At 65.7% G+C, this 16813-nt stretch carries 13 protein-coding genes, 5 tRNA genes and 1 pseudogene; 9 read left to right on the forward strand and 10 right to left on the reverse strand.

Annotated elements, in window-relative coordinates:
• Positions 1–61: 61 nt before the first annotated feature.
• The 4 genes from B3E94_RS21515 to B3E94_RS21530 form a co-directional block, all read right to left on the reverse strand.
• On the reverse strand, positions 62–742 hold the full coding sequence (locus tag B3E94_RS21515) for a GntR family transcriptional regulator (RefSeq protein WP_176512109.1): 681 nt from the start codon (positions 740–742) through the stop codon (positions 62–64).
• Between the two features lie 17 nt (positions 743–759).
• Entirely contained in the window at positions 760–1461 is a 702-nt protein-coding gene (locus B3E94_RS21520; RefSeq protein ID WP_286915125.1) for a FadR/GntR family transcriptional regulator, read from the reverse strand.
• A gap of 44 nt (positions 1462–1505) precedes the next feature.
• Entirely contained in the window at positions 1506–2816 is a 1311-nt protein-coding gene (locus tag B3E94_RS21525; RefSeq protein WP_176512107.1) for a C4-dicarboxylate transporter DctA, read from the reverse strand.
• A 240-nt stretch (positions 2817–3056) separates the two neighbouring features.
• Complete coding sequence (locus tag B3E94_RS21530) at positions 3057–3371, reverse strand: helix-turn-helix domain-containing protein (RefSeq protein ID WP_176512106.1); 315 nt, start codon at positions 3369–3371, stop codon at positions 3057–3059.
• A gap of 226 nt (positions 3372–3597) precedes the next feature.
• On the opposite strand from B3E94_RS21530, the pseudogene B3E94_RS25655 reads away from it, so the two are divergent.
• The 3 genes and pseudogenes from B3E94_RS25655 to B3E94_RS21540 form a co-directional block, all read left to right on the forward strand.
• A pseudogene (locus tag B3E94_RS25655) lies at positions 3598–3966 on the forward strand (PAS domain-containing protein); the annotation flags it as partial.
• Positions 3967–4125: 159 nt separating this feature from the next.
• A complete protein-coding gene (locus tag B3E94_RS21535) occupies positions 4126–5202 on the forward strand; it encodes a methyl-accepting chemotaxis protein (RefSeq protein ID WP_409521268.1) in 1077 nt (358 codons plus the stop codon).
• A gap of 12 nt (positions 5203–5214) precedes the next feature.
• Positions 5215–6903: a putative bifunctional diguanylate cyclase/phosphodiesterase gene (locus B3E94_RS21540; protein WP_176512104.1), complete on the forward strand. Its 1689-nt coding sequence runs from the start codon at positions 5215–5217 to the stop codon at positions 6901–6903.
• 5 nt (positions 6904–6908) lie between these two features.
• Here the strand turns inward: B3E94_RS21540 and B3E94_RS21545 are convergent, their stop codons facing one another.
• From B3E94_RS21545 to folD, 4 genes are all read right to left on the reverse strand, one after another.
• Positions 6909–11729, reverse strand: coding sequence for a dermonecrotic toxin domain-containing protein (locus B3E94_RS21545; protein ID WP_286915127.1), 4821 nt, complete (start codon positions 11727–11729; stop codon positions 6909–6911).
• 71 nt (positions 11730–11800) lie between these two features.
• Complete coding sequence (locus tag B3E94_RS21550) at positions 11801–12289, reverse strand: Lrp/AsnC family transcriptional regulator (RefSeq protein ID WP_286915128.1); 489 nt, start codon at positions 12287–12289, stop codon at positions 11801–11803.
• A 73-nt stretch (positions 12290–12362) separates the two neighbouring features.
• Positions 12363–13427, reverse strand: a complete 1065-nt coding sequence (locus B3E94_RS21555; protein WP_286915129.1) for an ornithine cyclodeaminase — start codon at positions 13425–13427, stop codon at positions 12363–12365.
• Between the two features lie 222 nt (positions 13428–13649).
• Positions 13650–14504 carry a bifunctional methylenetetrahydrofolate dehydrogenase/methenyltetrahydrofolate cyclohydrolase FolD gene (gene folD / locus B3E94_RS21560; protein WP_176512100.1) on the reverse strand — a complete coding sequence of 285 codons (855 nt, stop codon included), beginning with the start codon at positions 14502–14504 and terminating at the stop codon, positions 13650–13652.
• Positions 14505–14759: 255 nt separating this feature from the next.
• Here folD and B3E94_RS21565 point away from each other — a divergent pair.
• The 5 genes from B3E94_RS21565 (at position 14760) to B3E94_RS21585 (ending at position 15353) form a co-directional block, all read left to right on the forward strand.
• Positions 14760–14836: transfer RNA gene (locus B3E94_RS21565), tRNA-Arg, on the forward strand.
• Between the two features lie 42 nt (positions 14837–14878).
• Positions 14879–14954: transfer RNA gene (locus B3E94_RS21570), tRNA-His, on the forward strand.
• Positions 14955–15007: 53 nt separating this feature from the next.
• Positions 15008–15092 (forward strand) — tRNA-Leu (locus B3E94_RS21575).
• A gap of 43 nt (positions 15093–15135) precedes the next feature.
• Positions 15136–15211: transfer RNA gene (locus B3E94_RS21580), tRNA-His, on the forward strand.
• Positions 15212–15268: 57 nt separating this feature from the next.
• Positions 15269–15353: transfer RNA gene (locus tag B3E94_RS21585), tRNA-Leu, on the forward strand.
• Positions 15354–15447: 94 nt separating this feature from the next.
• Here the strand turns inward: B3E94_RS21585 and B3E94_RS21590 are convergent.
• On the reverse strand, positions 15448–15750 hold the full coding sequence (locus tag B3E94_RS21590) for a helix-turn-helix domain-containing protein (protein WP_236237246.1): 303 nt from the start codon (positions 15748–15750) through the stop codon (positions 15448–15450).
• On the reverse strand, positions 15747–16103 hold the full coding sequence (locus B3E94_RS21595; protein WP_286915130.1) for a type II toxin-antitoxin system RelE/ParE family toxin: 357 nt from the start codon (positions 16101–16103) through the stop codon (positions 15747–15749). The genes B3E94_RS21590 and B3E94_RS21595 overlap by 4 nt, the downstream gene beginning before the upstream one ends.
• 201 nt (positions 16104–16304) lie before the next feature.
• Here B3E94_RS21595 and B3E94_RS21600 point away from each other — a divergent pair, with 201 nt between their 5' ends.
• Positions 16305–16604, forward strand: coding sequence for a DUF6388 family protein (locus B3E94_RS21600; protein WP_039603708.1), 300 nt, complete (start codon positions 16305–16307; stop codon positions 16602–16604).
• The last annotated feature ends 209 nt before the right edge of the window (positions 16605–16813 follow it).

Genomic DNA, 16813 nt, shown 5'->3' on the forward strand with positions numbered 1-16813 from the left:
GCTGGGGGCTGCGCTGCAGCCCATCGCCGGCATGCCGGCTGCCACAGGTGCAGCGGCCCATTCACTCCAGGTTCAGCTTGTCTTCCAGGCGGTCCAGGTGCTCGTGCATCAACGCCAGCGCCGCCCCTTCGTCACCGGCTTCCACGGCATCGATGATCGCCGCGTGCTCCTGCCAGGCGCAGTGGTCGCAGCAGGGCGATTCGTAGCGGGCGATGATCAGCGAGGTCATCGGCACCAGCCCATTGAGAAACCGCGCCAGCGGTGCGTTGGCGGCCACCTGGGCGAGCTTGAGGTGGAACTCGCCACCCAGGCGGATCGCCGCACAGCGCTCGCCGCGTTCGTGATGCTGGCGTTCGCGCTCCACCAGCTGGCGCAACTGGCGCACCTGCGCCGGCCGGGCACGCTGCGCGGCCAGGCTGATCAAGGTGGTTTCGGCCAGGCGCCGGGCGCTGAGCACCTGGCGCGCCTGTTGCGGGTCGGGGGCGGCCAGGTGCGCGGTGTGGCTGGGGCGCTGCACCACCACCTGCTGGTCGGAGAGGCGCCCGAGCACCCGGCGGATCACCGTGCGGCTAACGCCGAATGCGTTGCCCAGGGCCTGTTCGGGCAGCAGGCTGCCAGGCGGCAGGCGCTGTTCGAGGATGGCGTCGAACAGGCGTGGGTAGATCTGCTCGGCCGACAGGCGGGTTTCGCCGGCGGCGAGCAGGGCAGGCAGGCGGGGGGCGGCGTGGGCGCAGGCGGTCATGGTCGCTCTCCTTTGGGTCAGGGCTGCGGATGGTCGTCCGGGATGTTCAATTCGATGCCCATGCGCTGGCCCTCGGCGAGGATGTGCTGGCGCATCTGGGCACTGGCCTGGGCGCTGTTGCGCTCGCGGATGGCGCGCACCACCGCTTCGTTTTCCTTGAGCCGCGCGGCCAGGTGCTCGGGCGAGTTGCGCAGCATGCCGGCGCTCTGCTTGAGGGCATTGCCGGTCTGCTGCACCACGCTCTGGAAGATCGGGTTGGTGGTCAGGGCGAACAGCGCTTCGTGGAAGGCGATGTAGGCCTTGGCACCGGCCTCGCTGTCATCGGCCTCCAGGGCTTCGCGCATGTCCATCAGGGTCAGGCGCAGTTGGCCGATGTCCTGGCTGTTGGCCGACTGCGCCACCAGGCCGACGATGAAGGGTTCGAGGGTGTAGCGCAGCTCCAGCACGTCGGCCAGGCTGGCGGCGGCGGTATCGCTGGCGGTTTCCAGCGTGGCGGCCTCGGCGTCCAGCACCAGCACGCCCTTGCCCGGCATCGAACGCACCAGGCCGAGGGTTTCCAGCACGGTCACCGCTTCGCGCAGGCTGGGGCGGCTGATGCCCAGTTGCTCGGCCAGTTCACGCTGGCCCGGCAGCATGTCGCCGGAGCGCCACTGGCCGCGGGCCAGGGCTTGGCGCAGTTTTTCCACCACTGAGGTGACGACGGTCGATGAGCTGATCACGTTTCGCTCCTGAAAGGGCCGGCGCCAGCGCCGGCCACATGGGCTCAGAATTCCTGTTGATGGGCGTTGGCGGCCTTGCGCGGTGCATGGGCGAAGCCGGGTTTGCCATCGAGCACGTTCTGCGCGCGCTCAAGGTCGATGTCCTTTTCCCAACGGGCGATGGCCACCGTGGCCACGCAGTTGCCGATCAGGTTAGTCAAGGCTCGGCCAATGCCCATGAACCAGTCCACCGCCAGCACCAGCACCAGGCCCACCACGGGGATGGCCGGCACGGCGGTGAGGGTGGCGGCGAGGATCACCAGCGCCGAGCCTGGGATGCCGTGGGCACCCTTGGAAGTCACCAGCGACACCAGCAGGATGGTCAGCAGATCGGTCATTTCCAGCGGCGTGCCGGTGGCGTTGGCGATGAACACGATGGCCAGGGTCAGGTAGATGGAGAAGCCATCGAGGTTGAACGAGTAGCCGGTGGGGATCACCAGGCCGACGGTGGAGCTGCCGATGCCCAGGTGTTCGAGCTTGCGCATGATCTGCGGCAGCACGGCGTCGGAGGAGGCGGTGCCCAGGACGATGGTCAGCTCTTCGCGCAGGTACTTGATGAACGGCAGCAGCTTCAGGCCGGAAATGCGCATCACCGTGCCCAGCACGATCAGCACGAAGCCTGCGCAGGTCAGGTAGAACAGCGCCACCAGGCCGCCCAGGTGCTGCAGCGATTCCAGGCCGTACTTGCTGGTGGTGAAGGCGATGGCGCCGAACACGCCGATCGGCGCCAGGCGCACGATCATGCCCATGATGCGGAAGATCACGTGGCTCAGTTCGTTGATCAGCCGCGAGATGCCGGCCGCCGATTCACCCACCAGGTTCAGCGCGCTGCCGAACAGCACCGAGAACAGCAGGACCTGGAGGATGTTGTTGTCGGCAAAGGCGCCCACCACCGAGGTCGGGATCAGGTCCATGAAGAACGCGGTGGCGCCGTGGATGTGCTGGCCACGCTCGGCCAGGCTGCTGGCGTCGGCGCTGGACAGCTGGTCCAGGTGGATGTTGGCACCGCTGCCGATGCCGCTGCTGAAGGCGAACACCAGGCCGATGACCAGGGCGATGGTGGTCAGCACTTCGAAGTAGATCACCGATTTGAGGCCGATGCGGCCGACTTTCTTCAGGTCGCCGGCACCGGAAATGCCGCTGACCACCACGCAGAACACGATCAGGCCGATCAGCATCTTGATCAGCTTGATGAAGCCGTCGCCCAGGGGTTTGAGTTGCAGGGAAAGGTCGGGGAAGCTGAGGCCGCAGGCGATGCCGAGGGCAAGGCCGAGCACCACTTGCAGGAAGATCGAACGCGAGCACCATTTGAGCATGGGAGGTATCTCTGTCGGTGTCCTTGCTTCGGTGCCGCACGGGGCGAAAGAGCGCAGGACTTATTTATTTTTGTGGTCTTACCGGTTTGTTTAGCGCGGAGCCATAAAACCGCGAAATTTCCTACAAGGCAAGGGTTTTTGGCCTTACCGGTCTGACCAGTTGTGGTGCACGATGGCCTGCCGGGCTCTAGTCCGGTGCGTGGGTGGGAAAGGGTCACTCAAGCGGTGGGACGAACGGGGTCAGGGCTTGGCCAGCACCTGGTCGACCGCTGCAATCAGCTTGCCAAGATCCTTGGGCGGGGCGTTGTGGATGACGCCGAACAGATAGGCGCGCTGCTCCTGTTCGTCGTCGGGTTCGGCGAAGAATTCCTTGGGCTTGATGCCCAATACCCCGGCGAACATCAACAGGGCGTCGATGCTGGGGCTGTAGGTGCCGGTTTCGAAGCGGCTGATGGTCTTGGGATCGAAACCGGTCCGTTCGGCGAATTGTGCCTGCGTCAGACCCGCCAGTTTGCGGTAGCGGCGCAGGGCAAAACCCAGACCTGATCTCGTCATCACTTAATTCCCATGCAGAATCAAGAACTTAACGATATTCATCCATATAGCACAACGCCATATTTCATCACTTTCATTTCATTTTTGTGACGGATTTCGTAGAATTCTTGGCTTGACCGGATAGTCAACGTCGCGCATCCAGCCCGATCGGGCGCCAGGCCCGGGCTGCTGGATGCACATTTGCACATTGGAGCGGATCGACGTGGATCGGTTCCGATGGCTGCCAATGGGCAGCGTCCGGGCCGTCAGTGAATGGAGTCTCATCGTGCGCCTCAACTTGCCGGTAACCCCGGTCGAGCAATGTTTCCCCCAGGATCAGCGGCTGATTTCGGCCACCGACACCGCCAGCCTGATCACCTACTGCAACCCCGAATTCGCCGCCATCAGCGGCTACAGCGAAGCCGAGCTGATCGGTAGCCCGCACAACCTGGTACGCCACCCGGACATGCCGCCGGCGGTGTACGAGCTGATGTGGCGCTACCTCAAGGCCGGCAAGAGCTGGATGGGGATCGTCAAGAACCGCTGCCGCAATGGCGACTACTACTGGGTCAATGCCTATGTCACACCGATACGCGAAGGCGGGCGGGTGGTGGGCTACGAGTCGGTGCGGGTCTGCCCGACCCGTGAGCAGGTGCGCCGGGCCGAGGCGTTGTACGCGCGCCTGGCCGAGGGCAAGGGCCCGCTGCCTGCGGGCCGCCGGCTGGCGCTGCTGGGCCAGGCGCTGGCCTTGCCACTGCTGGGCGGGGTGCTTGCCGTGGGCGCCAACCAGCTCTGGCCCGGGCTGCCTGGCCAGGGGCTGACCTTGGCGCTGTTCGCGGCCTACGGGCTGTGGATGCGCAATAGCCTCGGCCGGCAGATGCAGCAGGTGATCGAGGGCGCCGAAGGCACCTTCGCCGACCCGCTGGCCGCGCTGACCTACAGCGACCTGCCCGGTGCGGCCGGGCAGTTGCAACTGGTGCTGACCAGCGAAGAAGCCCGCCTGAAGACCGCGCTCACGCGCCTGAGCGACCTGGCCACGCAAATGGCCGTGGCCGCCCAGGACGCCGGGCGCCTGTCTCGCGGCACCGAGGCGGCGCTGCTGGAGCAACGCGCGCAAACCGACCTCAGCGCCACGGCGATGACCGAGATGGCCGCCTCCATCAGCGAGGTCGCCAGCCATGTGCAACTCAGCGCAGGCGAAGCGCAAACCGTGCACCTGCTGGCCGAGCAGGGCAGCCAGGTGGCCGATGCCAGTGGCGCGGCGATCCAGGCGCTGGCCGCCACCGTCGAGCAGATCAACCAGGCGGTGCTGCACCTGGCCGGCCAGTGCGCCGGGATTGGCGAGGCCACCGGGATGATCCGCGCCATCGCCGAGCAGACCAACCTGCTGGCCCTCAATGCCGCCATCGAAGCGGCGCGGGCCGGCGAGCAAGGCCGCGGTTTTGCGGTGGTCGCCGATGAAGTGCGCGCCCTGGCCGACAAGACCCGGCAATCGACCCTGCATATCCAGAGCATCATCGACGCCCTGCGCAGCGGCGCCGAGCAGGCCGTGGGCATGGCCAGCCAGGGCAGCGCGGCAGCGGAGCAGGGCGTGGCCCAGGTGCAGCAGGCGCAGCAGACCCTGCATGGCATCCGCGACGCGGTGCAGCGCATCAGCAGCATGAGCCAGCAGATGGCCACCGCCTCGCAGCAGCAGTCGGCAGTGGCCGAGGACGTTTCGCGGCAGATCAATGGCGTGGCGGGCATTGCCCAGCAAAGCGCCCACAGTGCCAACGCCGCCGCCTCGCGCGGTGCGGAGCTGGAGCAGGTGTGCGCCGGCTTGCGCGCCCTGGTGGAGCGCTTCAACCGCTGAAGCAGGATGCTTATGGACGATAACTACCGTGCGGCCGTGGACGCGGCCGCGATCTTTTCCGAAACCGACCTGCGCGGGCGTATCACCTACGTCAACCAGCAGTTCTGCAGCATCTCCGGCTACAGCCGCGAGGAGCTGCTGGGGGCCAACCACCGCATTCTCAATTCAGGCCTGCACGAGCCGGAGTTCTTCCTCGGCATGTGGCGGGCACTGGCGGCGGGCAGGGTGTGGAAGGGCGAGATCTGCAACCGCGCCAAGGACGGCTCGTTGTACTGGGTCGACAGCACCATGGTGCCGCTGGTGGACCCGGCCAGCGGCAAGGTGCGCAAGTATGTGTCGATCCGCTTCGATGTGACCGAGAAGCGCCAGTTGCTGCACACCCTGCAGTGGCGGGTGGGCCACGATGTGCTCACCGGCCTGCCCAACCGCGCCTACCTGTCTGACCTGCTCAACCAGGCTTTGGCCTTCTCGCGCCGGGAAGACATTGCGCTGGCGGTGTGCATGCTCGACCTGGACGGCTTCAAGGCGGTCAACGATGGCTACGGGCACGCCGCCGGCGACCTGCTGCTGGTGGAAGTTGCGCAGCGGCTGAAGGGCATCCTGCGTGGTGGCGATGCCGTGGCGCGGCTGTCGGGCGACGAATTCGTGCTGATCCTGCGCCACGTCGACAACCCCCAGCAGTTGCATATGGCCCTGCAGCGGGTGTTGCGGGCGCTGGCCGCGCCCTATGTGATCCGCGAACAGCGCCTGACCTTGAGCGCCAGCATCGGCGTGACCTTGTTCCCGCAGGATGACGAGGACGCCGACACCTTGGTGCGCCATGCCGACCAGGCCATGTACGTGGCCAAGCAGCGCGGGCGCAACCGCTACCAGGTGTTCGACGTTTCCGAGGAGCTCGAGCTCAAGGCCACCCACCAGACCGTGGCGCGGGTGCGCTGGGCGCTGCGCAACCGCGAGCTGAGCCTGCACTATCAACCCAAGGTCAACCTGCGCACCGGCCAGGTGCTGGGCTTCGAGGCGTTGCTGCGCTGGCAGCGCCCGTCGGGCGAGCTGGTATTGCCCGGCGAGTTCCTGCCGCTGGTGGAGCAGACCGACCTGATCGTCGAGATCGGCGAGTGGGTGATCGCCCAGGCCTTGCAGCGCCTGCTGGCCTGGCAGCGGCTGGGCAAACCCTGGTCGCTGAGCGTGAACATCGCGGCGCGGCATTTGCAGCGTGGCGATTTCGTCGAACGGCTGAAGCAGTTGCTGGCGGCCTATCCGCATGTTGACCCAGCCCGGTTGGACCTGGAGATCGTCGAGTCGGTGGCGATCGACAACTTGCAGCATGTCAGCCGCTGCCTGGAAGCCTGCCAGGCGCTGGGGGTGCGGTTTTCCCTGGATGATTTCGGTACCGGCTACTCGTCGTTGAGCTACCTCAAGCGGCTGCCGACCCAGACCATCAAGATCGACAAGTCGTTCGTGCGCGACATCCTCCACGACCAGGACGACCTGGCCCTGACCGGCGCGGTGATCGGCCTGGCGCGGGCCTTCGGCCGCGAGGTGGTGGCCGAAGGGCTGGAGAGTGTCGAGCATGGGCGGGTGCTGATGGCGCTGGGCTGCGAACTGGCGCAGGGCTACTGCATTGCCCCACCGATGCCCGCCACCCAGGTGGTGCCGTGGGTGGCGGGTTATCGGCAACCCAGCGAATGGCAGGATGCCTAGCCGGTTCAGGTGAGGGTGCTGGCCATGGCCTCGGTCAGGCTGCGCAGCAGCGCGTCTTCGGCTGCCTTGCGGGTGCTGAGCAGCAGCTCGCTGGCCCGCTGGTAGATGGCGCTTTCATCGGCATGGCGCCCGGACACGAGGTCGACCCGCTGCAAGGCGCCGCCCTGGCGCCATTGCAGGCCGTCGATGTGGCCCAGCTCGCGCTCCAGCGCATCGATGTAGGCCGCCGGTACGCGCGGCCCGGTGTAGTTCCCCAGGCTCTGCGTGGGCTCGGTCAGTTCGCTGTGGTACTCGCTGGCCGCCTCCCATTCCCTGGCCAGCGCCTGGAATTCCCCGGCACGCAGGCGGCGCAGCCACTGCTGCCAGAAGCGCTGGTCGCATGCCCATTGGCTGAACAGGGCGGCGTCCACCTGCGCGTTTATGCCAGCACCCAGGCGGTTGACGGTCGCCGGGCTCAGGCGTGCCAGGTAGTCGAAGCGGATCACCTGCGGTTGCGGCGGTAGCCCGAGCGGCCCGCGTAGCTGCATGCGCGCGTGCAGGGCCATTTCGATTTCGTCGACGTTGTAGTCCGGCTCGGTCAGTGCAACGTCGTTGAGGTCGTCGTCGGCGTCCAGCGCGGGGGCAGCTTCACGTGCTTGCGCATCAGCCGCTTGCGCCAGTGCCCGGCGCCGGGCCACGCGGGCATTGAACAAGTCGCCGATGCGCTCGTCGAGGCGCTGCTGGCGCAGCAGGCCGGCAGCACTGTTCAGTGCCACCTGCTCGCTGTGAGTGCCGGGCGCTGCGGTGTTGACCGCGTCCCACAGCATCACGTCGGTTTCGATCTGCTGGAACAGCAGGCTGGCCTGGTCGACGCAGCCCTGGGTGGCATCGTCGATCGCCTCCATTACCTGCTCGTGCAACTGCGCCCGGCCCCATCCACCCTCGGCCGCTTCGCCGGGGTTCTCGCTGAGCGTGCGCAGCACGTGCTGCATGCGGGTGCGCACATGCAGCGGCTGGGTCTGGTAATCCGCTGTCTGGGCCACCCGCTCGAACAGCTCGTACAGCGGCTGCCAGGACGGCTCGTTGGCGGTCAGTGCGTGGTGCTCCAGCAGGTCTTCAGGCCAGTCGATGAACCAAGGCTCTTCGCCCTCGTTATCGCCGAGCGCGGGCATCCCGGCATCGGCCAGGCGCTGGTGGGCTTGTGCGGTGAACGGGTTGTTGTCGAAATCGAAAGAAGCGCTTGGCTGGGCCCCATGCACCGCCTCGGCGAACGCGCTGCCCTGCAGGTCAGGGGCTTCGGTGAGCTCGTTCTCGCTGAGGTCCAGGCTGTGCAGGTGTAGCGGGCGCTGGTTCATCAGCTCGGTAAGGCCGGTGGGCCACTCGTCTATGCCGGTTTGCTGCAGGTCCAGGGCCTGCAGGTGGTGCCAGCCGCTGACATCGGGTGCCAGGTCCAGCGGGTTCTCGCCGAGGAACAGGGTCTGCAGGCGGTTCAGGCGGGCGAGCGCGGCCCGGCTTTCTTCGGTCAGGGTGGTGTCGTTGCTGGTCATGCTCAGGTCGATCAGCGACGGCCAGCGCTGCAATGCCTCGAAGTGCTCGGTGGTGAGGTTCAGGCCATTGTTGTCGATGGCCAGGGTAGTCAGCGACGGCAGGCTCGCCAGCCGCTCCAGCGCCGCTACCGGGAGATCGAGAAGCGCGTTGCCCAGGTTCAGGCGCCGCAGGTTGCGCCGCCCGGCCAGCAGCTCGAGGTTGGCAGCCTCGTCCAGGTCCACGCTGTTGCTCGACAGGTCCAGGCTCTGCAGGGCATCCATCTGCCCGATCGAAGGTGGGATGGCTTCCAGCGTGTTGTACTCAAGGTCCAGGGTCTGCACGTTGGTGAAGCCGCCCAGGAAGTCATCCAGGCTGTCAACCGCTGAGCCGGACAGGTAGGTGATGCGCAGCTGGCGCACATGGGGCATCGGTGCCGGCAGGGTGGGCAGCTGGCCGAGGTTGTGGCCATCGAGTTCGAGAATCACATGGTCGACCCTGCTGGCAGCATGGGTCGATTCGCGGCGCCAGGCCATGCGCAGGCGCCTGGCCGCTTCACCGCGCACTGCGCGCTGCGCCGCCAGCGAGGCGCCGTTGGCGACATGCGGGTCATGGATCCACAACTGAAGGGTGCTTTCGAGCTGCAGGTACTCGCCCCTGAGGCGTTCGAGCAATGCGCTCAATGGTTGCCCTCCCGCTTCCTGGTGCAGGCGTTGGCGCAGCGCCTGGTTCGCTTGTGGTTCGGTGGAGGGGAATAGCCGGTTGAACAGTTCGTCTTCGCTGACCCAGCCCAGGCCGCGCCCGCTCAAGGGATAACCGAACTGGCCGCCGGGCAGCCGCCGTGGCAAACGGTACCAGGGGCGCACCGGCTGCATGCCCAGGTGCCGCGCCGCCGAGGCGCGATCGCTGGCGAGCAGGGCGAGCAGGGCATCCTTGAGCGCGTCGGGCTCATGGATCTGCAGGCCGAGGGCGGTGCGTTCGCTGTCGGGTAGGGCGTTGAGCAGCGCCTGGAAGACATCCGCCCGGTTGGCCAGGGCCTCGCCTTGCTCATTGAGCGGCTCGTACCCGTTCTCGCTGCGAACGATGCGTTTCGCCGGCAGCGCCTCCGGGCCGCAGGCCTGCAGCAGCCGGCCGGAAACCGAACCTTCGCGCAGTTCGATGCGAACCTCGCCGGTCCAGCCGGGTAGCTGTGGGAGGGCGCCAAACACCAGGGCGTCGCGATCGGCGACCGGGCCGTTGGGCTGGTGCAAGCGGGCCAGGGCGCGGTTGATCCGGGCCTCCCTCAGGTACAGGCGGGCGGACTCGCCCAGGCGCAGGGGCAGGCGCTGGGTGCGTTGCATCTGCAGCAGGTCGGCGGGGCGTGCCTGGGCCAGCAGCTCGGCTTGTGCCCGGGCACTGAGCGAGGGGAAATCCCGCGCCAGCAACTCGCCCTGGGCTACCCGCGCGGGCGCAGGGGGGACCTGGCCGCCGAGCATCTCCAGGGTGTCGAGCAGCAGTGCCGGGGCGGGTTCGCGATCGACCATGACCCGGCGCAGCACCGCTTCGTCATAGCCGCTGCATTGCAAGGCGCGCTGCAGTGCAGGCGCGTCCAGATCACCTGCGCTGTTGGCCAGGCGTTGCAACAGTTGAGCGCGATCCCAGTGCAGCGGTTGTTCATGGGCGAAGACCCATGGCCCAGGCTCCTCGCCCTGCAGGCTCGGCCGCACGCGCTGCCCTGGCGCTGCGGCCAGGCGCCGGCTGCCATTGCCGGCCTGCTCCACAGGGTAGCTGTGGGTGGGCGTTTTCAGCCAGGTTCGCCCTTGCCCTTGATGCAGGCCATCGGCGTGCGCGGTCAGCTGCCCGGGTGCTTCGCGGTGAAAAGGTGCAAGGTCGCCGTGCCACAGCCGAGTGCCGGCCTCGCTGTCGACCAGATGCCAGCCCTGCAGTGGGCCTGCGGGTACGCTCAGTGCTTCCACGGCGCCCAGCGCAGCGAACTGCACCAGGCTCTCGATCACGCCGAACAGGTGGGCGATGGCCGCGTCGCTGTCTTGCGCGTTGGCGGCGTGAACGCCGTCGAGGAATTCGTCGACGATCTGCGCGCCACCCACCACCAGCATCAGTTCGGCAAGGCCTGGCACGAAGAAGCTGGCCAGGTTGAGCACCGTCAGCCCGGCGCCCAGCCAGCTTTCCAGGCGCGCCAATTGTGCGTTGGCATCCAGTTGGGCAACGGGTACTGCAACGCTGGCGGCATCGATGAACTTGCGCTCCACCTGGGTTCGCGCGCGCGCTTTGAAGCAGTCGCCTGGCCACTGCTCCAGGCCCAGTGGCAGCCTGGCGTTCTTGTCGCGGGTTTCCTGCCAGATGTCACGCGGGCCGGGGAAGGCGCGCTTGAGCCAGCTGAACCTGTCGCCCTTGTCCAGCACCGGCGGGGTGGGGTGCAGTTCGGCGTAGGGGTAGTGGGGGTAAAGGGTTTCGCGCAGGCGTTGGAGGAACCCGGCCTGCTCCGGCAGGGGCACGTGGCGGATGAAGAAGGCACGGAAGTCATGGTCGGCCAGGCGGTCGGTGAGCGCGGCTCGCAGTTCGCCCAGCGAGGCATGCTGGCGCAGCGCGCCTTGTGGGTCGCCGGGCAGGTACAGCAGGCAGCTTTCGTCTGCGCTCGGGTCCTGCAACTGAATGACCAGCGGGCCATTGAGCGGTGTGCCGAACAGGGTGATGAACTGGCGCTGGACAGCGCGGCTGCCGCTTTCGCGGGTGATCTGCGCCTGGTCTTCCAGCACTGCCCGTGCCAGCGCCTGGCCGTGGCTGTCGAGGTGCCCGCGCAGGGTGGCCATCGCCAGTTCGGCGCGCAACGCACTGCGGTCCTGCTTTTCGAGCAGGGCACGAAAAGCGTCGTTATCGACGATATCGCCCAGGTGGGCGCGGTAGCGCTGGCCCAAGTCCAGGTTGCGGATGCCGCGGACCAGGGTCGCGGTATCCAGCGCCAATGGGCTGAAGTCGGCTGCGAGCAGCTTGGCAGGGGTGTCGGCTTCGGCATTTTGCAGGGCGGCTTCGAGCATCGACAGGTGCTTGCGCGGGGCGTCACCGGTAAACGACACCTGCGCCTCAAGCAGGCTCGCCACGGGCGTTTGCGGGAACCAGCGTGCCAGCGCGTGTTCCAGCAGTGGCTTGCAGAAGGCATCGATCGGCTGCAAGGGCGCCAGGGCCTGCTTCAGGCGCTGCGTCTGTTGCTGGCTTTCGCGGATCAGCAGCGCCAGTTCGGCGCGCTGCTCTGGGCTGGCTTGCCGCAGCCAGTCGGGGATCTGGCGTTGGATGAGGGCGAGGTGGGTGTGATGTGCATGCGTCATCGTCTGCTCCTGCGGGAGGTGGGAGCAGGGAGGCTAGCGATGCCGATGGCAGGTGCGCGGGTAGATAGACACTACCCGTCGATAGCGCCCGCGCTGCTTTTCACCACGGCCAGGTGTGGGTGGGCGACCAGCTTGTCGATGTGCAGGGCTTCGGTGTTCATCCAGCTTTCGCTGAGCACCCGGTAATGCTCCATGTCGCGGCAGTACAGCTGCAGGCTGTAGTCGAAATGGCCGCTGATCAAGTGGCACTCGTGCACCTGCGGGCAGGCGCGCATGGCGGCCTCGAAGGCCTTTTGCGCAACGCGCCCGCGCTGGTTGGACAGGGCCACCAGCACCAGCAGCGACAGGCCCGGGGCGACCTTGTGCGGGTCGATGATTGCGCCATAGCCACGAATCACGCCGCGCCGCTCCAGCTTGCGCACGCGCTCAAGGCACGGGCGCGGGGTGAGGTGGACCAGGTTGGAGAGCTTTTCGAAGGTGATGCGGCCATCCACGCGCAGCACATCGAGGATGGCGTGGTCGATGCGGTCCAGCGGCGGTGGGGTGTCCTGGGTGTCCATGCACGTCGGCTTCTTTGTCGAAGGGGCATGCACAGGTTAGGCAAAAAGGGGCTGGCGTGCAGCCCCTGGTCAATCAGGCGCATGCGCTACCGGCCTTGGGCGTGGTGCGAATGCCCACCACCCGGGGCTGGAGCAGGGCATACAAGTCCTTGGGGTTTTCCAGCGAGGGCACCAGCGCGATGCCCTGGCCGATGTTCAAGGCCCGTGCGGTGTCCAGCACGTAGCGCAGCGCCGAGTAGTCCTCCAAGGCGAAGCCGACCGAGTCGAACAGGGTCACTTGCGCGGCGTGCTCGCGGCCCGGGGCCTTGCCAGCCAGCACCTGCCAGAACTCGGTCACCGGCGAGCTGGCGGGCATCTGCTGGATTTCGCCTTCTACGCGGCTTTGTGGCTCGTACTCGACGACCACCCGCGCGCGCTCGACGATGTCGCGGTGCAGTTCGGTCTTGCCGGGGCAGTCGCCGCCCACGGCATTGAGGTGCATGCCGGGCTCGATCATGTCTGGGGTCAGGATCGTGGCGTTGCGCTTGTCGGCGGTGACCGTGGTGACGATGTCGGCGCCGCGTACCGCCTCGGCAACGGAGTGGGCGACGATCAGCTTCAGCCCGGGCCGGCCGGCCAGGTTGGCTACCAGTTTCGCCGTGGCCTTGGGGTCGGTGTCGTACAGGCGGATTTCATCGATGCCCAGCATCGTCTTGAAGGCGATGGCCTGGAACTCGCTTTGCGAGCCATTGCCGATCAGCGCCATGCTGCGGCTTTCTTCCCGCGCCAGGTAGCGCGCCGCCAGGGCCGAGGTGGCCGCGGTGCGGATCGCGGTGGTCAGGGTCATTTCGCTGAGCAGCAGCGGCGCACCGGAGCGCACTTCGCTCAGGGTGCCGAAGGCCATGACCGTGGGCAGGCCTACGCGGGTGTTCTTCGGGTGGCCGTTGACGTACTTGAAGGCGTACAGGTTGGCGTCTGCCACCGGCATCAGCTCGATCACCCCATCGGGCGAGTGGTTGGCCACCCGCGCGCATTTCTCGAAGGCTGGCCAGCGCAGGTAGTCCTGGCGGATGTATTCGGCCATTTCCATCAGGCAGGTGGCCAGGCCCTTGCGGTTGACCAGGCGGGCGATGTCTTGCACGTCGATATAGCGGGTCATGGGGGTCTCCCTGCAGCAGCGCTCTCAGAGTGGGCGCAGGGCTATTGTCCCGCGGGCGCGGAGCCAAGGCTGGCTGAAACAGGGGGGCGGGGCAGCGGGACCGGCTGATTTCAAGGCCGTGGCAGCCGAATCGGCTGTGTTGCCTGGCAGCACCAGGAATGCAGTGCGTGCAGGCAAAAAAAACGGCACCTGCCAGAGGTGCCGTTTTCATTTCACGCCGTGTTACTTGTGCAGCTCTTCTGCCGCGTACAGCGTGTTCTCGAGCAGGCAGGCGCGGGTCATCGGCCCGACGCCGCCCGGCACCGGGGTGATCCAGCCGGCGCGGGGCAGGGCGGTCTCGTAGACCACGTCGCCCACCAGCTTGCCGTCGTCCTGGCGGTTGATGCCCACGTCGACGACGATGGCGCCTTGCTTGATCCACTCACCCTTGACCAGGCCCGGCTTGCCGGCGGCCACGACCACCAGGTCGGCCCGGCCGACGTGGCCGGCCAGGTCCTTGGTGAAGCGGTGGCAGACGGTCACGGTGCAGCCGGCCAGCAGCAGCTCCATGGCCATCGGCCGGCCGACGATGTTGGACGCGCCGACGATGACCGCGTCCATGCCGTACAGGTCCTGGCCGGTGCTTTGCAGCAGGGTCATGATGCCTTTTGGCGTGCAGGGGCGCAGCAGCGGGATGCGCTGGGCCAGGCGGCCGATGTTGTAGGGGTGGAAGCCATCGACGTCCTTGTCCGGGCGGATGCGCTCGAGCAGCAGCGAGGCGTCCAGGTGCGCCGGCAGCGGCAGCTGCAGGAGGATGCCGTCGACGGCCGGGTCGTCGTTGAGGCGGTCGATCAGCTCGGTCAGGGCTTGCTGCGTGGTATCGCTGGGCAGGTCGAAGGCTTGCGAAATGAAGCCGACCTCTTCGCAGTCCTTGCGCTTGTGCGAAACGTAGACTTGGGAGGCAGGGTCGGTGCCGACCAGGATCACCGCCAGGCCCGGCGTGCGCAGGCCTTGCTGGCGACGCTCCTCGACACGTTGAGCGATCTCTTTGCGCAGGTTGGCGGCGATCGCCTTGCCATCGATTAGGTGTGCAGTCATAGACGCGTGATTAACCATCGAGAAAGGAACAATAAAGAGGGCGCATTCTCGCACGACATGGCCCGAGGGCAAAGGCGGGTGGTCGGGCAAATCTCCTAACCCCTTAAATAATTTAAATTTTTTTGAGAAAGGTGTTGACGCTCCTACGGCTCGCCTATAAGATTCGCCGCACTTGTCGGGCACAGCCTAGCACTGGTTGGCAGAGTCGGGCAGAATGGGTGGTTTGTAACTCGTTCGGTTAGGCTTTTAGCTTATGCGCCCGTAGCTCAGCTGGATAGAGCATCCGCCTTCTAAGCGGATGGTCGCAGGTTCGAGTCCTGCCGGGTGCGCCATTAGGCAGCTTGGGCAAGCAAGTAAGGCTGTATAGCGATATGGTGGGCGTAGCTCAGTTGGTAGAGCGCTGGATTGTGATTCCAGTTGTCGTGGGTTCGATTCCCATCGTCCACCCCATATTCTTCAGAGGCGCCTTGATGCAGATCTGGCGCCTTTGTTTTAAGCGCTACGCGGACGTGGTGAAATTGGTAGACACACTGGATTTAGGTTCCAGCGGCGCAAGCTGTAAGAGTTCGAGTCTCTTCGTCCGCACCATGCTTCTGTAGGCAGTACCGCAACATAGCAACACCGCAATATGGTGGGCGTAGCTCAGTTGGTAGAGCGCTGGATTGTGATTCCAGTTGTCGTGGGTTCGATTCCCATCGTCCACCCCATATTCTTCGAAGGCGCCTTGATTGTATAATCGGGCGCCTTTGTTTTTTCTGCGTTGCGCGGACGTGGTGAAATTGGTAGACACACTGGATTTAGGTTCCAGCGGCGCAAGCTGTAAGAGTTCGAGTCTCTTCGTCCGCACCATCTTCTATAAGCGCGTGCTTTCAAGTTGTTGAGGGCGTGGCGGTAAAAAGGGCAGCCCATGGGCTGCCCTTTTGCTTTTTGCCGGGTGGCTGATTCAGGAGTGGGCAGGGGTGTGCTCTGGCACCAGGCGCACTTCCACCCGTTGCCCTAGGGCGCGGGCAGCGCTGGCCAGGGTTGCCAGGGTCATGCCGGGGTCGTTCTGATCGAGAGCCCGATCCACCGCGGTGCGGCTGGTGTGCATCCGCTCTGCCAGGATTTTCTTGGTCACCTTCTGGGCTTTCATGGCTTCTGCAATCTGCCAGGCAATGACGCGCTTGAGTGCCGCTGCGGTGACTTCCTCAGCCAGGCCTTGTTCGCTGAGAAAGTCGTCGAAGTTGGAGCCGATGTGGGGGTTCATTGTTGATGTCTCTCCAGGGCTGTTTTGCGCTGTCTGGCGGTATCCAGTTCGATGGTCGGCGTTTTCTGGCTCTTCTTGATGAAGCCGTGAAGCAATGCCATCTGGGTGCCGATTACGGTAAACAGCACGCGTGCTGTGGTGTCGCCCAGGTTGACTCTGGCTTCCCACAGGCCTCTTTCCAGTTTCCTGACCAGGGGCATGCCCAGCGGCCATCCGAGTTGGATTGTCTTTATCTCTGTTCCGATCATTCGTTTCTGGTCGCGCGGCAGGGTGGCTAGCCAGTCGCGGACTGGTTCATTACCTGCTTGCGTTCGATAAAAGCAGGCATCTAGTTCGGGTGGCTTTTCGCTCATGGCAGTGTACCAAAAAAGGTACTCCATTCAAGCGTTGTGCAATTGAGTCGGCTAGAGGCCGCGTCTTTTGCTTGCGTAGGAATGTGCTATTGGCTGGCAAGAATGCGTGCGGCCCTTGTAATCCTCTGGTGGCACCCCAATAAAAGCTGATAGATTTCAGCCGGTTGAAACGCCGGCCAGTACGCCGGTAGAGGATTACCCATGATTGCCAAAGAAGCCCGCCAGGCCCTGGCGCTGCAGCGATTCGCCGAGGCGAACCCGCAACTGCTCGAAGAAATCCGCGAGCTCGATGCGCGCGAGCAGGCCCAGCAGATCGAGTGGGCATTCGAGGATGCCGCCGATGAGCAGGGCATCCAGCCCTGGGAGCTGGCGCTGCAACTGATTGCCGAAAGCCCCGAGCAGCTCCAGGCCATGCGCCTGGAAACCCATCGCGAAGTGGCCGAGGCGCTGGGCATGGCCTGGGAAGAGTACTGCCAGTTCAACGAAATCGACCCCGAATAAGGGTGTTTTCCGAGGCTGTGGTTGTTTGACAAGTTATTTCGGCGGCGTGGTGCCAAAAGGCGCTGTGCAGCCCCCTGATATGAACGGGTCCGGCGGCACGCCGTGCGGGCCTTGCAAGTTAATCGACCGGCGTAGTTTCCCGTCGTCCCGGGTGGGGTGACTTCTGCTGCGTGACTCACTAGAATGCTTGCCCTTGATTCTGGAGTCGG

The organism is Pseudomonas sp. UBA6315 (assembly GCF_002438125.1).
Lineage (GTDB): Bacteria > Pseudomonadota > Gammaproteobacteria > Pseudomonadales > Pseudomonadaceae > Aquipseudomonas > Aquipseudomonas faucium.

What these genes read in the sequence shown, in the direction of transcription:
- B3E94_RS21515 (WP_176512109.1), bottom strand. Translation starts at nt 742, where the DNA reads ATGACCGCCTGCGCCCACGCCGCCCCCCGCCTGCCTGCCCTGCTCGCC.
- B3E94_RS21525 (WP_176512107.1), bottom strand. Translation starts at nt 2,816, where the DNA reads ATGCTCAAATGGTGCTCGCGTTCGATCTTCCTGCAAGTGGTGCTCGGC.
- B3E94_RS21530 (WP_176512106.1), bottom strand. Translation starts at nt 3,371, where the DNA reads ATGACGAGATCAGGTCTGGGTTTTGCCCTGCGCCGCTACCGCAAACTG.
- B3E94_RS21540 (WP_176512104.1), top strand. Translation starts at nt 5,215, where the DNA reads ATGGACGATAACTACCGTGCGGCCGTGGACGCGGCCGCGATCTTTTCC.
- B3E94_RS21545 (WP_286915127.1), bottom strand. Translation starts at nt 11,729, where the DNA reads ATGACGCATGCACATCACACCCACCTCGCCCTCATCCAACGCCAGATC.
- B3E94_RS21550 (WP_286915128.1), bottom strand. Translation starts at nt 12,289, where the DNA reads ATGGACACCCAGGACACCCCACCGCCGCTGGACCGCATCGACCACGCC.
- B3E94_RS21555 (WP_286915129.1), bottom strand. Translation starts at nt 13,427, where the DNA reads ATGACCCGCTATATCGACGTGCAAGACATCGCCCGCCTGGTCAACCGC.
- folD (WP_176512100.1), bottom strand. Translation starts at nt 14,504, where the DNA reads ATGACTGCACACCTAATCGATGGCAAGGCGATCGCCGCCAACCTGCGC.
- B3E94_RS21590 (WP_236237246.1), bottom strand. Translation starts at nt 15,750, where the DNA reads ATGAACCCCCACATCGGCTCCAACTTCGACGACTTTCTCAGCGAACAA.
- B3E94_RS21595 (WP_286915130.1), bottom strand. Translation starts at nt 16,103, where the DNA reads ATGAGCGAAAAGCCACCCGAACTAGATGCCTGCTTTTATCGAACGCAA.
- B3E94_RS21600 (WP_039603708.1), top strand. Translation starts at nt 16,305, where the DNA reads ATGATTGCCAAAGAAGCCCGCCAGGCCCTGGCGCTGCAGCGATTCGCC.